Annotated in this window: 13 protein-coding genes and 1 pseudogene; 3 read left to right on the top strand and 11 right to left on the bottom strand. The window is 47.3% G+C overall.

Annotation, left to right across the window (positions count from 1 at the left end; genetic code table 11):
- Positions 1 to 7 precede the first annotated feature (7 nt).
- Both OU814_RS24665 and OU814_RS24670 read left to right on the top strand, forming a co-directional pair.
- Positions 8 to 3,385, top strand: a complete 3,378-nt coding sequence (locus OU814_RS24665; protein WP_268242384.1) for a DUF6519 domain-containing protein — start codon at positions 8 to 10, stop codon at positions 3,383 to 3,385.
- 50 nt (positions 3,386 to 3,435) lie between these two features.
- Positions 3,436 to 3,687, top strand: coding sequence for a hypothetical protein (locus OU814_RS24670; RefSeq protein ID WP_268242385.1), 252 nt, complete (start codon positions 3,436 to 3,438; stop codon positions 3,685 to 3,687).
- A gap of 95 nt (positions 3,688 to 3,782) precedes the next feature.
- Here the strand turns inward: OU814_RS24670 and OU814_RS24675 are convergent, their stop codons facing one another.
- From OU814_RS24675 to OU814_RS24725, 11 genes and pseudogenes are all read right to left on the bottom strand, one after another.
- Positions 3,783 to 5,174 carry an eCIS core domain-containing protein gene (locus OU814_RS24675; RefSeq protein WP_268242386.1) on the bottom strand — a complete coding sequence of 464 codons (1,392 nt, stop codon included), beginning with the start codon at positions 5,172 to 5,174 and terminating at the stop codon, positions 3,783 to 3,785.
- Between the two features lie 286 nt (positions 5,175 to 5,460).
- A complete protein-coding gene (locus OU814_RS24680; protein ID WP_268242387.1) occupies positions 5,461 to 6,891 on the bottom strand; it encodes an eCIS core domain-containing protein in 1,431 nt (476 codons plus the stop codon).
- 488 nt (positions 6,892 to 7,379) lie between these two features.
- On the bottom strand, positions 7,380 to 8,678 hold the full coding sequence (locus OU814_RS24685; protein WP_268242388.1) for a hypothetical protein: 1,299 nt from the start codon (positions 8,676 to 8,678) through the stop codon (positions 7,380 to 7,382).
- A 46-nt stretch (positions 8,679 to 8,724) separates the two neighbouring features.
- The gene (locus OU814_RS24690) at positions 8,725 to 10,695 is read right to left on the bottom strand and encodes an ATP-binding protein (RefSeq protein WP_268242389.1); all 1,971 of its coding nucleotides are present in this window, start codon (positions 10,693 to 10,695) and stop codon (positions 8,725 to 8,727) included.
- Positions 10,692 to 11,969: a Pvc16 family protein gene (locus OU814_RS24695; protein WP_268242390.1), complete on the bottom strand. Its 1,278-nt coding sequence runs from the start codon at positions 11,967 to 11,969 to the stop codon at positions 10,692 to 10,694. Before OU814_RS24695 ends, OU814_RS24690 begins: the two co-directional genes overlap by 4 nt.
- 704 nt (positions 11,970 to 12,673) lie before the next feature.
- Positions 12,674 to 13,332: pseudogene (locus OU814_RS24700) on the bottom strand (IS1 family transposase).
- A 107-nt stretch (positions 13,333 to 13,439) separates the two neighbouring features.
- The gene (locus OU814_RS24705) at positions 13,440 to 13,760 is read right to left on the bottom strand and encodes a hypothetical protein (protein ID WP_268242391.1); all 321 of its coding nucleotides are present in this window, start codon (positions 13,758 to 13,760) and stop codon (positions 13,440 to 13,442) included.
- A 371-nt stretch (positions 13,761 to 14,131) separates the two neighbouring features.
- A complete protein-coding gene (locus tag OU814_RS24710) occupies positions 14,132 to 14,353 on the bottom strand; it encodes a hypothetical protein (protein WP_268242392.1) in 222 nt (73 codons plus the stop codon).
- A 79-nt stretch (positions 14,354 to 14,432) separates the two neighbouring features.
- Positions 14,433 to 15,518 carry a hypothetical protein gene (locus OU814_RS24715; RefSeq protein ID WP_268242393.1) on the bottom strand — a complete coding sequence of 362 codons (1,086 nt, stop codon included), beginning with the start codon at positions 15,516 to 15,518 and terminating at the stop codon, positions 14,433 to 14,435.
- 132 nt (positions 15,519 to 15,650) lie between these two features.
- Positions 15,651 to 17,240 (bottom strand): MobF family relaxase, encoded by a 1,590-nt coding sequence (mobF, locus tag OU814_RS24720; protein ID WP_268242394.1) that lies wholly within the window; start codon positions 17,238 to 17,240, stop codon positions 15,651 to 15,653.
- Positions 17,241 to 17,242: 2 nt separating this feature from the next.
- Positions 17,243 to 17,797 (bottom strand): hypothetical protein, encoded by a 555-nt coding sequence (locus tag OU814_RS24725; protein WP_268242395.1) that lies wholly within the window; start codon positions 17,795 to 17,797, stop codon positions 17,243 to 17,245.
- A gap of 613 nt (positions 17,798 to 18,410) precedes the next feature.
- Between OU814_RS24725 and OU814_RS24730 the strand changes: the two genes are divergently transcribed.
- On the top strand, positions 18,411 to 19,577 hold the full coding sequence (locus tag OU814_RS24730; RefSeq protein ID WP_268242396.1) for a ParM/StbA family protein: 1,167 nt from the start codon (positions 18,411 to 18,413) through the stop codon (positions 19,575 to 19,577).
- Position 19,578: the final 1 nt, after the last annotated feature.

The raw sequence follows: 19,578 nt of genomic DNA on the forward strand, positions 1-19,578 counted from the left end.
GGTAATTATGAAAGGCGACTTTTCCCGGTTTACGTTCGACTCTAAAAATCGTTATAGCCGCGTCTTAATGCAGCAGGGGCGGGTACAACTTGATGCTGATTGGAACGAGCAACTCGATATTTCAGCCTATCGCACTGAAACAGAAATTACTGATTTTATCGGGCAAAGCGGTGCCCCCGAAGACAATGCGGGATTTGCAATTTCAGTCATTGATAAAGGGACGAATTTGAAGATTGGTCAAGGCCGCTTCTATATTGAGGGAATGCTGTTTGAGAATCATTCAGCAGAGGTCGATGTTACCTTTACAAACCAACCAGATTTCCCCAATGCCAAAATTGAGGACTTCTTATCTAAAGAAGAAGCAGATGGAAAATACTTAGTTTATTTAGATGTATGGCAACATCACATCACATCTTTGGAAGCCCCTACTATACGAGATATTGCACTGGGAGGAGCAGATACGACCACACGAGTCAAGAATGTTTGGCAGGTTAAATTTTGTAAGTTAGAAGATAAAAATACAAATACAAATAAAAATAAAGATAAAGACACTTTCAACAGAAGTGATTATGTGAGTTCTGATTGCCAACCCGAGGGAGAAGCCGCGATAAGTGAGGGAAAATTAACCGTCAAAGCGACTTCTGGAGCGGTTACAGAAAACCAGCTTTACCGCGTCGAAATTCATCAGGGTAACGAAGGTAGTAAAACTAAATCGACCGCTAAAGTGAGCTTTAAATGGTCACGGGATAATGGGGCGATCGCAGCCCAGGTAGAAGCAAGTACTGACCGAGACTTCATCATTAAGAATGCTGGACGTGACGCTGAGTTAGCGTTTCCATTGGGTGCGTTAGTTGAGTTTAGTAATGCAGATTTGCCGTTGAATGGAAAGCCCGGAATCCTGGCAACAGTAGAGCGAGTGCAGGGCAATCGCTTAACCGTTGGCTGGAAGACTCCTGATACTCAACCTCCTGAAAACTGGAGTGATCTCACGATCGTCCGTCGCTGGGATTGCAGTCAGGAAATCGGAATCGATGAGAGTTTTAATAAACCCTATGAACTAGAACAAAGCATCACTGTCCAGTTTGAATCAGGCAAACTCTATAAAACAGGGGATTATTGGTTGATTCCATCTCGTGCTCTAACAGAAAGCATTGAATGGTCACCTGAAGCCCAATGTGCCCACGGCGTCCAACACTACTACTGTAGTCTGGCATTGTTGGAGCGAAAAGACGGAAAGTTCTCGGTCTTAGCTGATTGGCGATCGCTCTTCAAACCCATCACTTCTGGGCTGCTCAACAAAGCAGGCGACACCATGACTGGGGATTTAACGATCGATCAAAGTCTTTACGTCGCACGTAAGGTTGAAATCGGAGGAACGGCTCCAGAGCAGAAAGTTGTAATGACTAACGGTAAAGTGGCGATCGGTTATAACGACCCTAGTCCAACCGCTGCTTTAACAATCAATGGCAGTGTAGGTATTGGGGAAATTGCTCCCGAACAGAAACTCGTCGTGACTGGTGGTAAAGCGGCGATCGGGTATAACGACAAAGATCAAACTGCTGCTCTAGCAGTAAATGGCGATATAGGTGTTGGACTAACAAAACCAAGTGCAAAGCTCGATGTGAACGGTGTTTTACAAGTTAGAGGTTCCAATTTCAGGACTGCAATGGAGTTTACTGGAACAGCTAATTCTTATATCAGGCTAGATGTAAAGAGTATTCCTACAGGAAATGAAATCACCATTTGCTTTTGGGCCAAAAGTAATAATCCATCAAACAGCCAAGTTACAGTCATTTATGCGCTAAACGCTTCTAGTCAAAGAGTTTTAAACATTCACCTGCCTTATGAGGGTCAAGTCTATTTTGACTGTGGTGTCGGCAGCAATGATTTTGACCGACTAAACTACCCGTATCCATCCGACTGTCGAGGGAAGTGGACTCACTGGGCATTTACTAAACATGCTAAAAATGGAACAATGAAAATCTATAGAGATGGGACCCCTTTAATTTCCTCAGCCACTGGAAATAACAATCCTTTATCAGAGGTTGCAGCGGTAATGCTCGGAGGTAGTTTTGCCTCAGCCTCCTCATTTACGCCTTTGGGTCTCTACGTAGGATTACTAGCCAATTTACGTATCTGGAAAATAGAGTTGAGCGATGCTCAAGTTCGAGCAGAGATGAATGGGATGTTGCCAAATTCTCCTGACTTAGTAGCTTCTTATCTTGATGTAAATAAAGACCGTATTGTTAAGGACTACTCAGGTAATAATCACGATGGCACAGCTCAATCAGAAGTATCAACGTTGCTGAATGAATTAAATCAAGTGATGTTTGGCGCGGGTGATACAGGAATGTGGCGTCATTTAGTTCGAACTCGGCATAGCAGAAAAGATAACACTGAGAATGCACTTGATTTTTACATTTGGAATACAACTCAAGAATCCCAGGATTTGGGCAGACAGCATACTCTAACCTTAAATGGTGATGGTAATGTTGGTATTGGTACAACAAATCCGAAAAGTAGGTTATCAGTGGGGGGGGGAGTGGCGATCGGTGCTGATTATGCCTCCGGCAACGCTTCTCCTACTGATGGGCTGATTGTTAAGGGCAATGTTGGAGTTGGCACAAATACCCCTCAAGCAAAACTAGAAGTGCAAGGTGGGGGGGGGCAAAACATTGATTTGCTTGTCAATGGTCGCTTGCAGTCGGGCAATAATGATGGTGGTCTTATGGTTGGTTCTGATCGATTTGTTGGAGGTCACAGCACCAATAAAATTGGCTTCTATGCTAACAAGGATTGGCGATTAACGGTTCAAAGTGATGGCAATGTCGGTATTGGCACAGCAAATCCACAAGCAAAATTGGATGTTGTAGGAATTATCAAAGCCCAAGGATATGCAACTCAGATTTACACCGAAGCCGGGATTAAAGCAAAAGAAACGAGACTGCGTAATGTACCATCAGATTTTCCAATAAGGCAAGTAACACTCCAATCCGAGCAAGATAAAATTAATGGACGTGGCATCTGGCAGTTATTCCCTGATTTAGAAAAGAATCTTGTTTTATCTGCAGATGCTGCTATTGTTGTCTTTTATCAAATAAGTATGCCTGGGGGAGGAAAGTACATCGTTACCCGACTTAAGGTTAATGATGATGAGGTTTCAAGGACTATATGTGGAGATACCAACTATTGGGGAGTTTCTGATCTTTGGTTTGGTCAACTTACTAAGGGAAGCCATAGAGTCAGAGTGGAATTTCGAACGAGTTTACCTGAAATTGTTAATAATCCTGCATTGGATGATCCTTATGGTGCCGTAGGCGAGTATGCTCCCCAGCAGGGTAACTATCATAATCGACGTTTACAGGTTCTAGTTTTCGGAGCCTAATTGTTTCTAATTATCCATACCGCTTTTTGGTAAAAGAGCTAAAAGACAAGATGCAAGAAAAGCTTCAACATCGACTTCAATTACTCAAATCCGAATTTGAGGAAGGACAAAAGATATTGGCGGAGTTAGAGACCAAACAAACTAATTTACGTCAAACCTTGCTGCGTATTAGTGGGGCAATTCAGGTGTTAGAAGAAGTGTTGAGCGAAACTTCCGAGGGCAATGGGCTTTCGTCGGATATGCCTGCTTCCAATTTGGAGGCGATGTCACCGCAAAACTCTTCAGAGCCACTAGCTTTATAGGTAGCTAATCCCAACGGCATCATCTCTACCCATTGCAAGTTGGATGAGCGGTAGAGCAGGTGTTGATGATGGGTTTTTGCCGATCGCGCGATCGCTCATCTGTTCATTCCCCAAAACTGCCAGTTCTCTCGTAATTCTCCTTCTAAAGCCCCAAATAGGGCATTAATATAATCGACGTATTTCAGATAAGTCTGCCACTCGACTTGAGTAACGTTTTTTGTACGGTGTGCTCGCTCCCATGCGTTAAACAATTGCTGTTCCGTAAATGGGCCACTGCTTAAGTCTGCGCCTAATTGCCCAGTTGCGATAATCTGATCTAACCACTCCTGTAGTTTCCGCAATTCCTTGAGCCGAGTGGGTGTATCTAAGTTTGGTAGTTTCACATTCAAATCTTCAACCGGATGACCAAAATGTGAACCCCTTTGCTGTATGTTTCCATCGTCATCCATATCACAGTCAAACACGGTCATTTTTTCAGCCGGGCTCCACTTTGCCCAGAATGCTTCTGGAATCGGCAGCCATGTGTCGTGGGTCAAACTGAAGTATTGGAATTGGATGTCATTCCCAACCTTTTCACCTATAACCGTTCTCTTGCTGAAGTAGCGGTTAAATCCTACCGCTGCTTCATAACTTCTGAAATACATGAACGTTCTCTTGCCGCTGTGAAACACTTGGCTGGGTAGTCGATACTTGTTGATTGGGGCATACCTTGTATATCCGTGTGGGTCTATCAAATACTCGGAATTGGCGATATTCGGGTCTCCATTATCGGTTCTAAACTTCGCTTCTTCATTGGGAAATGGCGCTCTTTGAATGACTGCTGTGAATGGATTTCCGCTTTTTTGCACCACATGGGTTAGCTCATGCGCAATCAACTCCTGGCCGCTGCGGTTCCCTGGTTGATATTCTCCCTGGCGAAAGAAGATGTCCTGTTGGGTTGTAAAGGCTCTAGCGTGAATTGATCGATTCAACTGATCCGCTCTGGCATCGGTGTGGACTTTCACTCGACTAAAATCTGCCTCAAAAGCCTGTTCCATTGGTTTACGAATCGTTTCAGTCAGAGGCATTCCACCACCCCGCGATCGCCCAATTCCTGCTGCCAACTCCGGTGTTGCGGGTATGCCTGCGGATGGGCTTTGGAATAAAGGCTTCATTTGCAACCTGTCGTCGTCGTCCTCATCGGTGGGTCGGCGTTGAATGGTTTCCCCAGGTTGAGACGCTTGAGGGGCATTGATGTGATTAACGACTTGCGCTGCCACGCGATCGGCTTCTTGCTCATACTTATCTCCCACTGCACCAATCATTAGCTTCGGCTGAATTAACAGATGATGGGTAGAAGGAACCGACAAGTTGAGTGCCTCATGCAATATTGGCGGTCGATCAAAAGCGGTACCGTGTCGAGGTGTTACTCGATGCTGAAGCGATCGGCTTGAAGTGGCAGTCAAGGTGGATTGAGGAGTCGTTTGAGATTTCAAGCGCGATCGCATACTCACCACCTCAATAGTGTTATCTGGATATTAATTCAATTTTCCATTGATTTTCGCTAACGAGGGTGGGGGTGGAGAACAAGACAGTGGAACAGGTGTCGCGGCTTTATGAGCAGAATGTGGACGATGTCCGTGTTGAGACATACCTAAACCATTGGTGGCGGTGGGTGAGAACGGGTGTGGAGGGTGTTTTGAAGGTAGACGCTCGCTTTAATTAGGGGCTGTTCGGCACGTTTCGCTGTCTCTAACACATTCAACAAGAACGAACTGCTTCACTACAGTCGTTTTATTCGTATTCTTCCTCCCTCTCATTTGCGTGAAGCGCGTCCTTGTAAATCTTCAGGAATTTCGCTCTTTTCACACTATCCCATGCCTGGTCAAATGTATACTCACTCACTTTTTTCCCATACTTTTGAATCAGCGCTTCGATTCCGTCGTTGAAGTCGACGTCACTCTTGCCTCTCGCTGCCGCCCTGTATGCTTGAAAAACTGCCATCTCCTCTTTGCTCGCTGCCGACGACCTCATGGGTCCCGTCCCCGTCCCTCCGTAAACCACTCCACTGTGCGTTATGTCAGCTGCACGCCAGTCTGGCCCTGCCGCAACTTGGCTATCATACAGCTTTTTGGTGATGTGATCTCCCCCTGAGCCTGCTTCCTTAGGAGTGGTGAGGTCAACGAATATTATGTCGCTTCCCGGCAAATAGGCCGTATAATCCGGGCGGGATTTTCCTAACGGCACCTGTTTAGACCACTGGTGGCCAACCAAGCTATCCAGTTGTTCCTCGATACAATAGCCCCATTCTTTTGCCCCAGTTTTTCCAGCCTCGGCCTTCGCTTTGAAATTAAACTGGTGGGCTGTCGGCTTTTGTTTACCTTGATAATACAACTGCATACTAATCCTTGCCAAATTCTCTGCCTTCGGTACCAGGCTATGCAATTGGGTCACCAGGGTCTGTGCTGTCGAACTCAATGGCCAGGTAGCACTCTCCACAAGTTTCCTCTGCACCCGCTTGCTTCCCGTCCCCGATACCCGATGTTTGGTTCTCGGTTCACCCAAAAGCTCCCCCCCTCCTCTCTGCTGTACCACATGGGTTAACTCATGCGCTAGCAACTTCAACCCACCCTGTCTCCCCGGCTCATAGGCTCCCTGGCGGAAGAAGACATCCTGCCCAGTAGTAAAGGCACTCGATTGGATAGATGTATTTAACCTGTTTGATTTTGAATCGGTATGGACTCTGACTCCGCTAAAGTCTGCGCCAAAGGCTTGCTCCATTGGTCTCCGAATACTTTCAGCAAGAGGCTGTCCACTTCCACGGATGTGCTCAATCTCTGCTTCTAATTCCAGGGTTGCAGGAATGCCTTCTAATGGGCTGTGCAACAAAGGTTTCATTTGCAACTTGTCATCTTCGTTATTTTCCTGACGCTGAATGGCTTCACCTCGCTGCAAAGATTGAGGTGCGTTAATTTGATTAACTACTTGCGCTGCAATACGATCTGCTTCCTGCTCATACTTGTCGTTAACAGCACCGATCGTCAATTTCGGTTGAATGATTAGATTATTTGTCGATCGAACAGCTAAGCTTAACGCCTCATGCAAAACTGGAGGAGCATCAATGGCTATATTGTGTTGGTGAGTTCCAAGATTCTGGAGCAGTCGATTTTCAGTAGATATAAAAGAAGATTGAGGAGCGGTTTGGGATTTCAGGCGCGATCGCATACTTGCCACCTTACAGTGCTAACCTGATATTATTATCTCCTTGCCTGCCCGGCAATTGGTGTCAATAGCTTTGTTACCTTCATCGCTGAACTACAGTTGAAAGAAATACAGTCATGAGGGCGCTGAGTAATGGCTCAGGAAGTTGATGACTTTAGAAGAGTTTCTGCACTGGTATTCGGATGGTTATGGTCGCTACGCATTATAGAATGAGGCAGCTATTGAAATGCAACCAACGGAACTTCAGGAATAGGTAAGCAGTTTTTCAGAGATGAGCGGTTTTTTGAGATTAGGCGATTACAATTACCCTATCCCATCCCTCGACAGACGACCATCAAACCTATTAAACATAACAAATCAGGCTATAACCCGGATTTGATCATTTTGGACCAAGTTGAGCTAGAGGATGAGCTACTGTGGAAGAAGTGATATTTTTGAGATGAAAGAGATCGTAGCCACTTACCTATAAATTTCTCGCTACTAAATCTATTCTAAAATTCCATATCCTCATGCATATCCTCATCGTCATGAACGAGATCATAGGGATTCAGCTCTTCTCTCCCATCTGCATCATTATCATCATCATGTATAAAATCAGCGAAAGCTAAGTTTCCACTCGTCGCCTCTGACATAATATTTGTTAATACTGCGGTTGCAACATTCCAGATTTTTTCTATCACTGGCTCACTTGTTACATCTCGACCGGGCTGAACGCTTCCAACCGCATAGTGATAACCATTCCATAGATCTAACCCGTATTGTGTTTTCCAGAAATCATTCCTGGCAACTGTATTTCCATATAGTGCAGTATAATTATTTATGACACATAATTGTGCTTTATTCCATTCATCATTCTCCTTCTTGTAATTGCGTCCTAGTGTCCCGTAACGGTCATTATGTGCTTCTTGGATATACCAATTTAATCCTGAAGTTCCTCTCCGTTTACCTTCAACAACCTCCTGAGCGTACTTTTTCTTCCCAGCTTCCCGAAGCTCCAAGAACTTACTTGAATCATTAGCGACACTGAAGGACACTATGACTTTTTCATGTAACCTTAGATTTAAGAAATTGTTGCAGTTGCCAGCAAGACGTCCTTTTCGTGATAAATCTGCATTTGCTTCATTACAAGGCGCTCGCTCCGTATACAACTCGACAATACGCAACTGACCCTGTGCATCCGGTGGGGTCTTTAAATTTAGCGAAGGGTACTTTTTAAGAGCTATCTCGACTAGCTTCTCCTCCGTATGGTGTTGTTTATAATTGCTTTCGGCATGAATGATATCTTCACTACCATCAGATAGCACAATTTTGATCCATCCTTTGTTTACTTCACCAAATCCGGTTCTTCCGTCTTCTGCCTGATCAGCGCGGGCAGCATAAGTTCGTGGTTCCAAGTTTCCTTGCAGATCTTTAGGGACAAAACGTTGAATGGTTGGGGTTCCATTATCGCTAGTATGTTGAGCGATCCTTATGGAAGACTTGTTCATCTCCATTTGATAGGCAGATGTCGGTGTCTGAAGTTGTTGTACAACTTGGTCTGCCACTCTATCTGCCTCTTGCTCATATCTGTCTCCTGTTCGCCCGATCATCAACTTAGGCTGAATCATGAGACGACTGGTTGCGTGAATTGGTAAATTCAGTGCCTCATGTAAGATTAGGGTTGCTGCAGCAAGTTCAGATTGTTGAGGCAGATCGCGATCGCCCCAACTATTTTGCAACAACCGAGATTGGATTGAAGTGGCAACTGGTTTTGATTCTGCCTTGGCTGAAGTTGGTTGTTGCCTGCTCATTCCCCCAATCCTCCATCAATTGATTGTGCGATCTGGTCTGTACTGCTCATACCCAACCTCCAGCTTCGGCATTGGTTAGGGTTTTTTCTAACTTGGTGTATTCACTCTGCGCGGCTCGGAGTAAATGTTTCATCTGTAACGGTTCGCGGCTATCGGCGGCTAAAAATGCCGCATTCAAAGCAATATTGCGAATATTGCCGCCTGCCACACTCAATTGAGCCAGTTTGCCATAATCCAGCCCCTCCGTGGGCAACTTCGCGGGAAACATCCGCTGCCAGATCTCCGCACGTTGCGCCACATCGGGAAACGGAAACTGCACCACAAAGCGAATCCGGCGGAGAAAGGCAGGGTCGATCGCACTTCTCAAATTCGTCGTCAAAATGGCTAATCCTCGATAGGCTTCCATTCTCTGTAATAGATAGCTCACTTCAATATTGGCATAGCGATCGTGGCTATCCTTCACCTCACTCCGCTTGCCAAACAGCGCATCCGCTTCATCAAACAGCAAAATTGCGCCACCCATTTCAGCCGCATCAAATACCCGACGCAGGTTTTTCTCCGTTTCGCCAATGTACTTGCTCACCACCTGGCTCAGGTCAATGCGATACAGGTCTAGCTTTAAATCTTGCGCCAGCACTTCGGCAGCCATAGTTTTCCCCGTTCCACTGGCACCAGCAAATAACGCGCTAATGCCTAACCCATTGGCACTTCGAGTCGCAAATTCCCAGGTCTCATAAACGGTCGTGCGTTGCCGAATTTGAGCTGCAATTTCCCGCAGTGTTTGCTTTTGTGATTCCGGCAACACCAGATCATCCCACCTTGCAGCAGGTGGAATTCGCTGGGCCAGATTGTCTAAACGGGTGCGGGCTTGAGTCCGGCAAACCTCCCAAAGCAGTTTGGAGCCGGGAGTTTTGTGGTTTGCAGTTTGCGTTTTGAACACTTCCGTCATGGATTGGATCGTCAGGGGGCTGAGACTGAAGTGAGAAACGATCGTGTCTAGCTGCCCATTGAGACTGGCAGATGAAGCACCCAGCGCGCCCTGCCAGAGTTCCCGTTGTTCCGCAGTGGTCGGTTTATGCACGTCTAATCGCACACACGAACGCTCTGGCAAGTCTAGCGGCTCATGTCCCGTGACGATCGCCATTCCTTGCAGCGATTCGAGAAAGGGGAGTGTGGCGCGTTGAATCGTCGCATCGAACTCGTGACAATCCACCAGCAGGGCACTCTGACTAAAAAAGGCTTCCCGTTCCCAGAGCCGCGCCAGGGCTTCCCGTTCCGCCGCTGCTGCCGGAATATCCACTGCCCGTATGCGGTGAAGCTGAAGGTCAAGCTGGTGGCAAGCCGAAACCGCGATCGTTGATTTGCCTGCCAGGTCTTCACCACAAAGCTGGATGATGGGCAGTCTGTCCAAGGCTTCAGACCATCCATCCACAATGCGTTCTGCCAACTGTTGATGCGATCGCGGGAGTTCAGCCGAGATCATTAATGGCTGCACCAACCCAGACAGGCGATCGTCCAAATAGGCAATGCCGTTCAGATAATGCAACACCCGCTCATCAATCCGTAAGCGGCTCTGAGTTAAACTTTCGCCATGATTGATATCGATTAACCGCCAGCGGCGCAGTGGACGGGCTGGCGTGAGAGCGCCCCAATTGGCATCTGGTAATGCAGTCAGTGCCAGGCTGAAGGTGGGGTAAGCGTGCTGAGTCCCGGTTGCCGTTCCACACAGTTGAGCAAAAGAAGCACTCAGCTCAACGCCTGCACATAGCACCAACACATCCCGCTCAAATGAAGTTAGCCCAAACGCGCTACATAAGCTCAATAGCGCAGGCGGTGGTGAGAGTTGGGCAGCGATGGCTTCCAGTTCTGCAAGGAAAGTCTTGTCGTCAATGTCTGTCAGTTCCTTGCCCTGCGATCGCGCCACATATTGTTGCAAAGCAACCCGAACTCTCTCCAACGCAGTTGCCAAATACTGCTGGTTCGCGAGTTGCCAATTCTGTGAGGTTGCCACAATCATGTGATTTCAATCTTAGGTCCACTGTATTGGTTAAATGTTGGGCTATTCGGATTTGTATCAACTTCCAGAGCACTTTCTGCCCCATCGACCCGTAAGCGCATGAGAAAAGTGCCTTTCGGGAAATCAATCGGAATGGAGAAACTGAGATCGCTTGTTGTTTCAGATCCGGTGGTGGAACGGGAGGGAATTGCAATGACGCGATCGCCAATCAGTAAAGCCACTTTTTGCTTACGACCAACCGGCGGATCGACTGCAAGTGTGAATGTACTGCCTTGGGAAGCTTGGAGAACAGTGGGGGATGACTCGGAGTTGGTGACAATTTTCGGTGCCAATACGAGCGCCACAATATTGGACTCAACGCCACGGTGAGGTTCAGAGGAGCTTCCCGTGCCAAAATCAAGCGGATGGACAATCTGAACCGTATTGACTCCGGCTCGTAGACCCGCCGGGAGTGGCACCTGAATCTGCGTATTGGTCACATTGGCTGGATTTGGTGTCGTCACGGCTTCCATGCCAAAACTCACTTGAACCTGTTCTGCTTTCAGGTTTTGTCCCTGAATCGTGAGGGATTCCCCTGCCAAAACGACCTGTGGAGAGACTGTTTCAATCACAGGCCGATTAAACGGCAACATAATGAGTTTGCGATCGCGGACTGGCAAAGCAGATTTAGTTGGGCGATGCCCTTCAATCAGCACAACCGATGCCTGATAAACCACCGTCGGACGATACTGAGACTGAAGGGCAGACCAAAGTTTAGAAATTTCCTCTGTGTCCATACTATGTGGACTAATCTTAATCTGCTCAATTTGATCGGCAAGATCTGATGTCGCCAGTGCTTTTTCGGCAGCACTATCACTCGATGCCAAACTTTCTAACGCAGACCGAATTCCACCCCGCGTTAGCACTGGAAATTCATGCAATAGCTGCATCGCATAGCCCAGCATAATTTCAGCATGAAAGGCTTCCCGGCTGTAAGCAGTCAGTAAATAGTGCAGATCGAGTGCCAGTGGTGGACTCGTCATTTCTTCGCCTCGACTATCTCGTGACGGCAGTCCCATGTTTCGCCACCCTAAGTTGGGCGTCGTTTGATAGAGAAAAAGATTCAGCCGATTTTTTGCCAGCGAACCCGCATTTGCCCCGTCTAGCTCTGGTGCCAGCATTGTAATGGTCGGAGAGTCTCCTAAACTACTCGCAATGCCCCGCCGAATTAAACCATTTTCCAGCAAATTTTTGATAACTGCGCTGACCGCTGCGATCGCAAGGGCACTACTCATCGGTTGCCTCCACTGCGAGAGTCTAGATAGACGTGCAAGAAAAGCTTAGGCTCCTGCAGTGCTAAATGATAACGGGCTGGAAAAAATGGCATTACCGATCTCATCTCCATTAATCCGCTGGCATTAATCCGCTGGTGACTTGAATCAGGTGGTGAAGAGGCTCAAATCGGTAAAATTGAGTTTTGCTGCACCCCTTCTCTCACCAGCCTCAAACTATCTATTTATTTCGAAGTCGAACACTATAGGCGATTTAGAATCTTATGGCATCAAATAAAATAACTCTAGGAGTGATGATAAATTGTTGGCTGAACTGAAATAATTTGTAATCTTCCTGCGCAGAATCGCTCCGCTCATTCATTCGAAGAGTTGATTAGGATTTGGTTTAACCTGAGATGGCATTGTCAGCTTAACCCGAATGTAGAATAATCGTACTGGTTCAGCGTTGAGCTTGCCTGCTTGCCCATATACTCCCGTCATCGATTTCCTGGCGAAATTATCAGCTACTGCATCTAGCTGTATTACACTTTTCCCTTGAGCTACCGGGACATTAAGAAGAAGATGCTCTATCGTGGCATTGAAGTCACTTACGAAACAGTTCGGAAATGGTGTCAGAAGTTCGGACAGCAATATGCGAATCAGTTGCAGCGGGCATTGCTAAATAGAGAGATGAATTAGGTTGGAATGGGTACATCCCAGAATTTGAGTTAGTGCAGTAGCAATCGAATCGAATGCCTCAGCATTTCCTCGGATTTTGAGTAGTCCAAGGTCTTGCGATGCAATCGCGCTAGATAGTGTCTCAGTCACGTGTTCTCAGATTCAACGCGCGTCATGTAAGTCTTGCTAACAATCTGATCGCCGTCTGGAATGAAGCTTGGATAGACCCTTCAACCATCTGTGACATAGAAATAACATTGCCATTGAGCAACAATTGCCCCATTGTGGGCAATTGTTGCCGTGCTATGGTCACCCAGCATCCACCCTAAAATCCCGGACGTGAAATGGTCTACTGCTGTCCAGATCCAGATTTTGTTTTTTTAGCTCCGATAAACGTTTCGAGTTCATCGAGTTCGCCGACTTCTGGGGCTTTGTCTGGATCATAGGCATCTGGAAGATTCTGCCCGACTTGCTTCACCCAATGAATCACCGTTGTATGATGCACACCTTTGACTCGTTCGATAGCTCGAAATCCCATACCATTGGTGTACATTAATAAGCATTCGCGTTTGACTGCATCCGAGTAGCCTTTAGCAGGGTCATAGCAGTCAATGAACTGGCGTTTGCAATTGACACAGATGTGATTCTGCTTACCTTTCCTTTTTCCATTTTTACGGATATGAGTAGACTGGCATTCAGAGCACTGCATGGAAAATGACCTCAATTCATCTCTCCATTATGCAACGCCAGAATTTCTTGCAACGGAGTCCTATTTGGTAAGGTTACGATTGCTCCTGTAACGCCGCTTTGAGACATCTACATATGACTTACTATCACTTTTGGCTGTGTTGTCTGCATCAGCATTGTCATGATTCCTTCTGCCTGGTTTTGCCAAGGTGTATTTAGATCTAATCCTGCTAACTTCACCCGCAGCATTTCTCCGGCAGGAGTTTTGATCAACAGTATGCCATTGTGAATGGATTCAACCTTACTAAGAGAAGGATTCTGAGACTGCAATTGCTTCAACCATCCGGCTCGTTCTACTTGATGGAGCAATGTCGGAATACCCAATTTTAACCCCAGAGGAATGCAAATCACGATCGCGAATAAAGCAACGTGCTGAGGCTGCAGGATCAATGTACTAGATTCCAAAGTATTGATGAAATCGGATTGTGCGGATCAGTGTGGTTATCGATCGTTTCCATCGATGAAGGGACTGTGGGCGGAGGTTCTGTTCTAGGGCTTGGCATAAATCACCGACTCCGATCGTCCGTGCTGTTAGCTGCGGATTCCACATGGCGTAGGGCGTTCAGGGCGTGTTGTGTGATAGGGCGCATTGATAGCACTTCGACAACACCACTCGCACTCTCAGCATGATTACCCAAGGCTTGAACCAACGTAGAATCGGATTGTTCATCAAGCGGTCCGTCTGTCGATTGTGTCGATTGCTCACTTGGAAAAACGCCCTAGCTCAGACAGAAAAGCATCTACTTCTGCTGACAAACTCTCTATGTCGGAAGAGGTTGAGCAGTTGATTCATTGGGAGATTGAGGATCTGTATGGAGTTCTGCTTGCACATCTCCAGCTAGAGTTTGAACCATTGTGCGAAGTGTGGCTTTGTCGGCTTCTGTCAGATCTTGAGCGGTTCCTTCGGAGTTGCGCTTCGTGCTAAACGCTGCCTCACCAAGCACAACATTCAGTAAATCCTCGATTGAGGGAGAATGAGTCATATTTGTTTCCCGTTAGGGTTGACAGGGTTAGTGTAAATTCCAGATCTGACATTCGTATGGCGGGGGCATATATTCTTTGTTAGCGATCAAGGTCGTAATTTGCTGACTTCTGGTTGGAATGAAGTGGCTGCTCTTGGGATACATGATGCGTGGGTTGCTGCAATTTCTCTCGGTCTAAATCGTTTTGCATCATTAGCCAAGTCCGCCATTCTCCCAATCGCCGTACATCCTCCTGAGCGATGTTGCCCAGGTCGTGTAATTCGGTCAGATGCCATTGCGATTGAGATCGTCCATGCTCCCGATGTTGCTGATAATGAGCAGCGGAAACCAGCCGCTCATCATTTCGTTCCAACCAGAACACATCGGATAGAGGACTGTAACCAATGGTGTAGTTCTCGATCTCAGTCTTGTAACACTGGCGCACTGGATCGTACTCGACTCTACCTATTTGTTCTTGGGAAGTGAACAAGGCTTGAGCATCCAGTAAGACTTCATTTGCTTGAATGGTTTGCTGTTCCCAGTAAGGGGCGGCAGCATGAGGGACTTGCTGTGGGGGTTGTCCTGCTATCTGCTTGAGCCAGATCTCAATCTGCTGCCAACACTGCACATCCGCCGCGCTCAAAGCAGTTCCATCTTCGCGTTGAAGCGAGTAGAGTCCACTCTCATCATCCCGACTGATCAGATAAATCTCATCCTCAATTTGCACTCGGTAGAAGTGTTCGGTACTGCTGGGTGAGAACTTGAAAGCAGCATCTCCTTGACTGGCATAGTATTCAAACAATTCTGCCGCGTTAGAGAGCAGTGTTTCTGCCTGCGATTGAGATAATTCGGTCTGAGGTTTTTGCGATTGCTCATCTTGAGCTTCGAGCCACTTTGCGAGTTCGTGAAATTGAGTTAGTTGCTCATCGGTAATGCGAGTCTCAGCCGATCGGACAAACAAGCCTTCGTGCCAATCCAGTTGCCAAGAGCTATCGTTTGCCACGATCGACAACTGCTCGGATTCAGGATCATAAATCAAAGTCTGGTCATTCCCCCAGTAGCACCAACCCTGATTTGTTTGCTGGAGCAGATTCTGCGTTTGCGCGATCGCTAACGTTTGTTCCAAGATGGGAAGAATTTCTGCGGCGCGGCGTTCCTGTTCCTGCCAGTATTCAACGTCCTGCATTATTATTTCCCTCCAGCCAACTGTTCCAACCGAGAAATTCGAGTTAGTAGCTTGTCAACTTTTGCATTCAGTGGCATTAGACCGATCTGAATGAATCCAACGGTCAAAGCCACAGTTAATAGAACTGAGCCGCTACTGATAGAGATCGCGCTCCAATTCAAATCTTTCCGCTTCTTGATTGGGCTGTTCCATTCCATCTTCAGTGGTGTGGTCAACTTCTCCTGATATAGTGCGGTCAGATTGCTGACCACCATGTTCACATGGCTGATCGATTGCTGTTGGTTTTCCAGCAATTGCTTTAGTTGAATCAGCGTAACTGGAAGTGGTTTCAGCCACTGTTGCAGGCGTTCCAGTTGTTCCGTTGTCGCTGGAATCGAATGGTTCCACCCCCGCCAATCGGTTTCGTTCAGTAGAGAGACTTGGGCAGGTGGCGGCAAGGGCGCGGAGGTCTTGACGGAATTGTTCGAGGGCGCGGAAGTCGTTGATGGCTTCGGCTGACTGGGAATCGTCTGAGCATAGCCCTGGAGACGAGTGGGTGCAATCTTGCTCGGTAAGTCCCCAAATATCATGCGAGGTTGAGTCATGAGTGATTCCTGTAGGGTGATAAGTACATAACTGTTGTCCTTTCTCGTTCAGACAGAAGGTTAAATTTGGATGTTCGTTGATCGCGATTTGCAACGCGGTAAAGCTGATTTGCCCAATTTGCATCAATGCAACGCGCTCGATTTCCTCTCGTCGAAAAACGGTAGAGTGTTGGGCTAAGTAGTCAATCGTGGCATTGGCGATTGTCTGAGTCAGCTTAAGTCTGACGGTTTCTCTAGGTTCTTGGATCATCGCTGGCTGCAAATCGATCACAGTAGCGTCTTGTATCCATCTTGCCTCTAGTTCCTCTCTCGGTATCTGCTGTTTTTCGTTGCGTCCTGATGAAATGGCAATCCAAGCTTTGCGTTCGCTGCTGGCGTCGTCTCCAGCCTGTTGCTGAATCTGCTGGCTCCGTTTACTGAAGGCTTTGATTTGATCGCTGGAGTAGCCTTTCAATTCCCATAATCCCAAACGATGGTTCGTGACCTGAATCTCATAACCAAGCCCCTGGACTTCTTGCGCTAATTCATTCCGGTAAATTTGCCCTAACAGCATCTTTGCATGATAAATTTCCGCATTATCCAAACTGCGCCATTTTCCGTCCGGGAGTTGTTGCAGGTTCAGGATAATGTTGTGGGTGTGGAGTTGCGGATCGAATTCGCGGCTGGTGTCGTGGTGAAATTGTGCGATCGCGCATTTTCCAGTCAGTACCTTCTGTCGTTTGCCCTGCTGCATTTGCCGAGTGATGGCATAGCGTTCCTCTAAAAAATCCAGCATTCGGACAGTGGCAACTTGATGAGCGATTTCTAGTCTACGATCGCCAAAGACTAAAGCCTGGATCGAGACAGATTTGGGCGCACTGGTTGTCAGGTCAATTCCTGCGCGTTCTTTGATTTTTTTGCTCCCATCATTAGATGTTTGAGAATGCAGTCGTGACTTGTCGATCAGCGTCTCCCCATTGGGAGATCGCCCTCGTAACAGGCAAGCTAGGGGCTGAGATTCTACAGATTCAGTCAGATTCAAAACCTTGGCTAATCTGCCGTACCAATTTGAGCAATCGTCCAGGTTCAGGTAATTTCCCTCTTTCGTGTAGTAATACATTCCGTGTGTTGGAGAAATGTTTTTAATTGAGACAACCATTGTTATTTGTGAATTTCCAGGTGCTGTTCTAATCGCTGTTGCAGTTCTTTGATCCAGGCTTGACGACCTTGCTGAACCTCTTCTGGCTGATGATCCATGAGAAGTGGTTGCAAGATGACGTACACGGCTTCCAGCCAACCTTCGAGGCGTAATTGGTGTTTGATGATTTGCTGCACAACTTGTTGCACTAGATTGCCGATGACTCCGACTTGAGTTTCCACCTGTTGCAAGCGCGTATGAACAGGCTGGAGTGCTGCACGAATCTGTGGATCAGGCTGAGTGGAATTGGGGCGCTCACTTAACTGAGCCACAACTTGTTGAACCTGATGCAATTGCTCGGTTAACTGTTGCAATTGAGTGGTGAACGCTGTGAGGTCAGGGTGTGGCGTGGGAAGTACAGGTTCGCTCGGTTGCTCAGATGAAGGCTGCCATGTCATCAGGCGTTCTCGAATGATTTGTGCCGCAGGTACGCCTCGTTCCGTCGCGATCGTTTCAATCTCGTTCCCCTGTGCAAGTGGAAGCGTAATGTGGAATTTCTTAGAACCATTGCTAGGCATAGCGTTTCAGTCTCAGAAGTAGAGAATGTGAGCAATTGATTATTGGTGTGGCGCGTGTGGAAACCACACCTGGCGTTAGGTGTGACGCGGGAAGCTGTGGCAATCCGAGCAAGTGGGGAACAAGGAACCCGTGGCTGTGTTTAGACGAAGAAGACTCTGCCGGATACGGCGTTCTACAAAGCCTCCTCTGCTTGAGTGTCTGCACCCTACCTCTAGGATTTGACAGAGGTGTGGCGCAGCAGGCGTGAATTGTGGCATTACGGCAGACCAAGACTGTCATAAGCGATCAGAACTTTGCCATATTGTCGTCAGATGGAGTCCCTATGCTGCCTAGCCAGTAGACAGAGCAATCGTTTTAGCGATTTAGCTCCTATCACTCTGACCTGACAGTACTTCTCTTTGGTCTTCCACTACCTACTTTTTGCCTTCAATGACCACCCGAATACCTTTGAACGTGCAATCCAGACGTTGTGGAATCATGGAACCTCAGCGATCTCGCTCCTACATAGGCATCCGTTACCTCCGCTTTACCTTCTAAGGAGCAACATTTAACTTCAAATGCTCAACAAGAAGGCTTGCATCGAATCAACCGTTCACCCAAAGGAAAATACAAATGACTGCTTCAATGCCAGATGTGATTTTGACGATCGATACTGGAACGTCTCAAAGCAAAGTGTTTTGGAAATGCTGGTCGCAAGGCAACACAGAGCTTTTATTAATGGGGTCAGAATTTCTCGAAATCTCGCCCCATGATTTGATCGATACTGGGCTTGCAGGCGGTAGACCGGAGAATGATGCCTTTATCGAACTTGCCAATGGGAAAGTTTACGTTCTGGGCATGAAAGCACAACAAATGCGTGGGAAGCCCCCAACTGGATTGAGCAAGTATGAGTTCGCGGCGTACAAGGCGTTAGCAATTATTGGCGCGATCGCAGAAACGGCGAATTTACCCGAACAATTTACGATCGCACTGGCAGCGTTACTGCCCTACAAGGAGTATCAGGATCGCAAAGCCTTTCATGATCTACTGAGTCAGAATTTGGTCAGCTTTAATTTCCGGGGTCGGCGCTATTCGATTTCTCCGTTGGTGCTAGACGTGAAACCTGAAGGTGCGGGACTCGCTCAGAGTCGGCGGAACGATGCGCCGCAGTCGTTCAATCACAGAAATATTCTTGTCATCATGATTGGGCAACGGGATGCCTCCTTACTACCGTTCAAGCAAGGAACCCCGCAGAGCGGACACGGGACTCGATTGGGATTCGAGCAACTGATTGAGGAGATCGCCAACCGCGCCTCGCTCAATCTCGATACTAAAGATTCAGGACGATTGACCGAGTACATTTTCCAAGCTCAACAGAATCCGATTTTGTTGGAGCGCATTGCTCGTATGGTGGTCACGGAAGCTGAAATCGGGCGCAAGGTGGAACAACTGCAAGACGCGATCTCACAATCATGCAGCCGCTATCTCCGTGACCTCTTCGATTGGATCAATTCCAGCTTGGGGCAAGACCTTTATGAATTTGATGAAGCGATTATTTCGGGTGGCACATCGCTTTACCTGAAAACGGAATTGGAAGACTTCTTCGCGCAATATGCTTTAGAACCATCATGGGCAATGAATCTACAAGACCAAATCTATCGATCGTTGGCGAACCCGATTGATCCAGTCCTAGCTTGCCGAGTTTCGGATGCGTTTGGCGTATTCAAATTGTTAGGCGGCAAAGTCAGTCGATTAGAAGGCGTTGCGAACGCTTCATGGGGCGTTACGATCGCACGTTGAG

This window comes from Leptolyngbya sp. GGD (genome assembly GCF_026735145.1).
GTDB classification, from domain to species: domain Bacteria; phylum Cyanobacteriota; class Cyanobacteriia; order Leptolyngbyales; family Leptolyngbyaceae; genus Leptolyngbya; species Leptolyngbya boryana.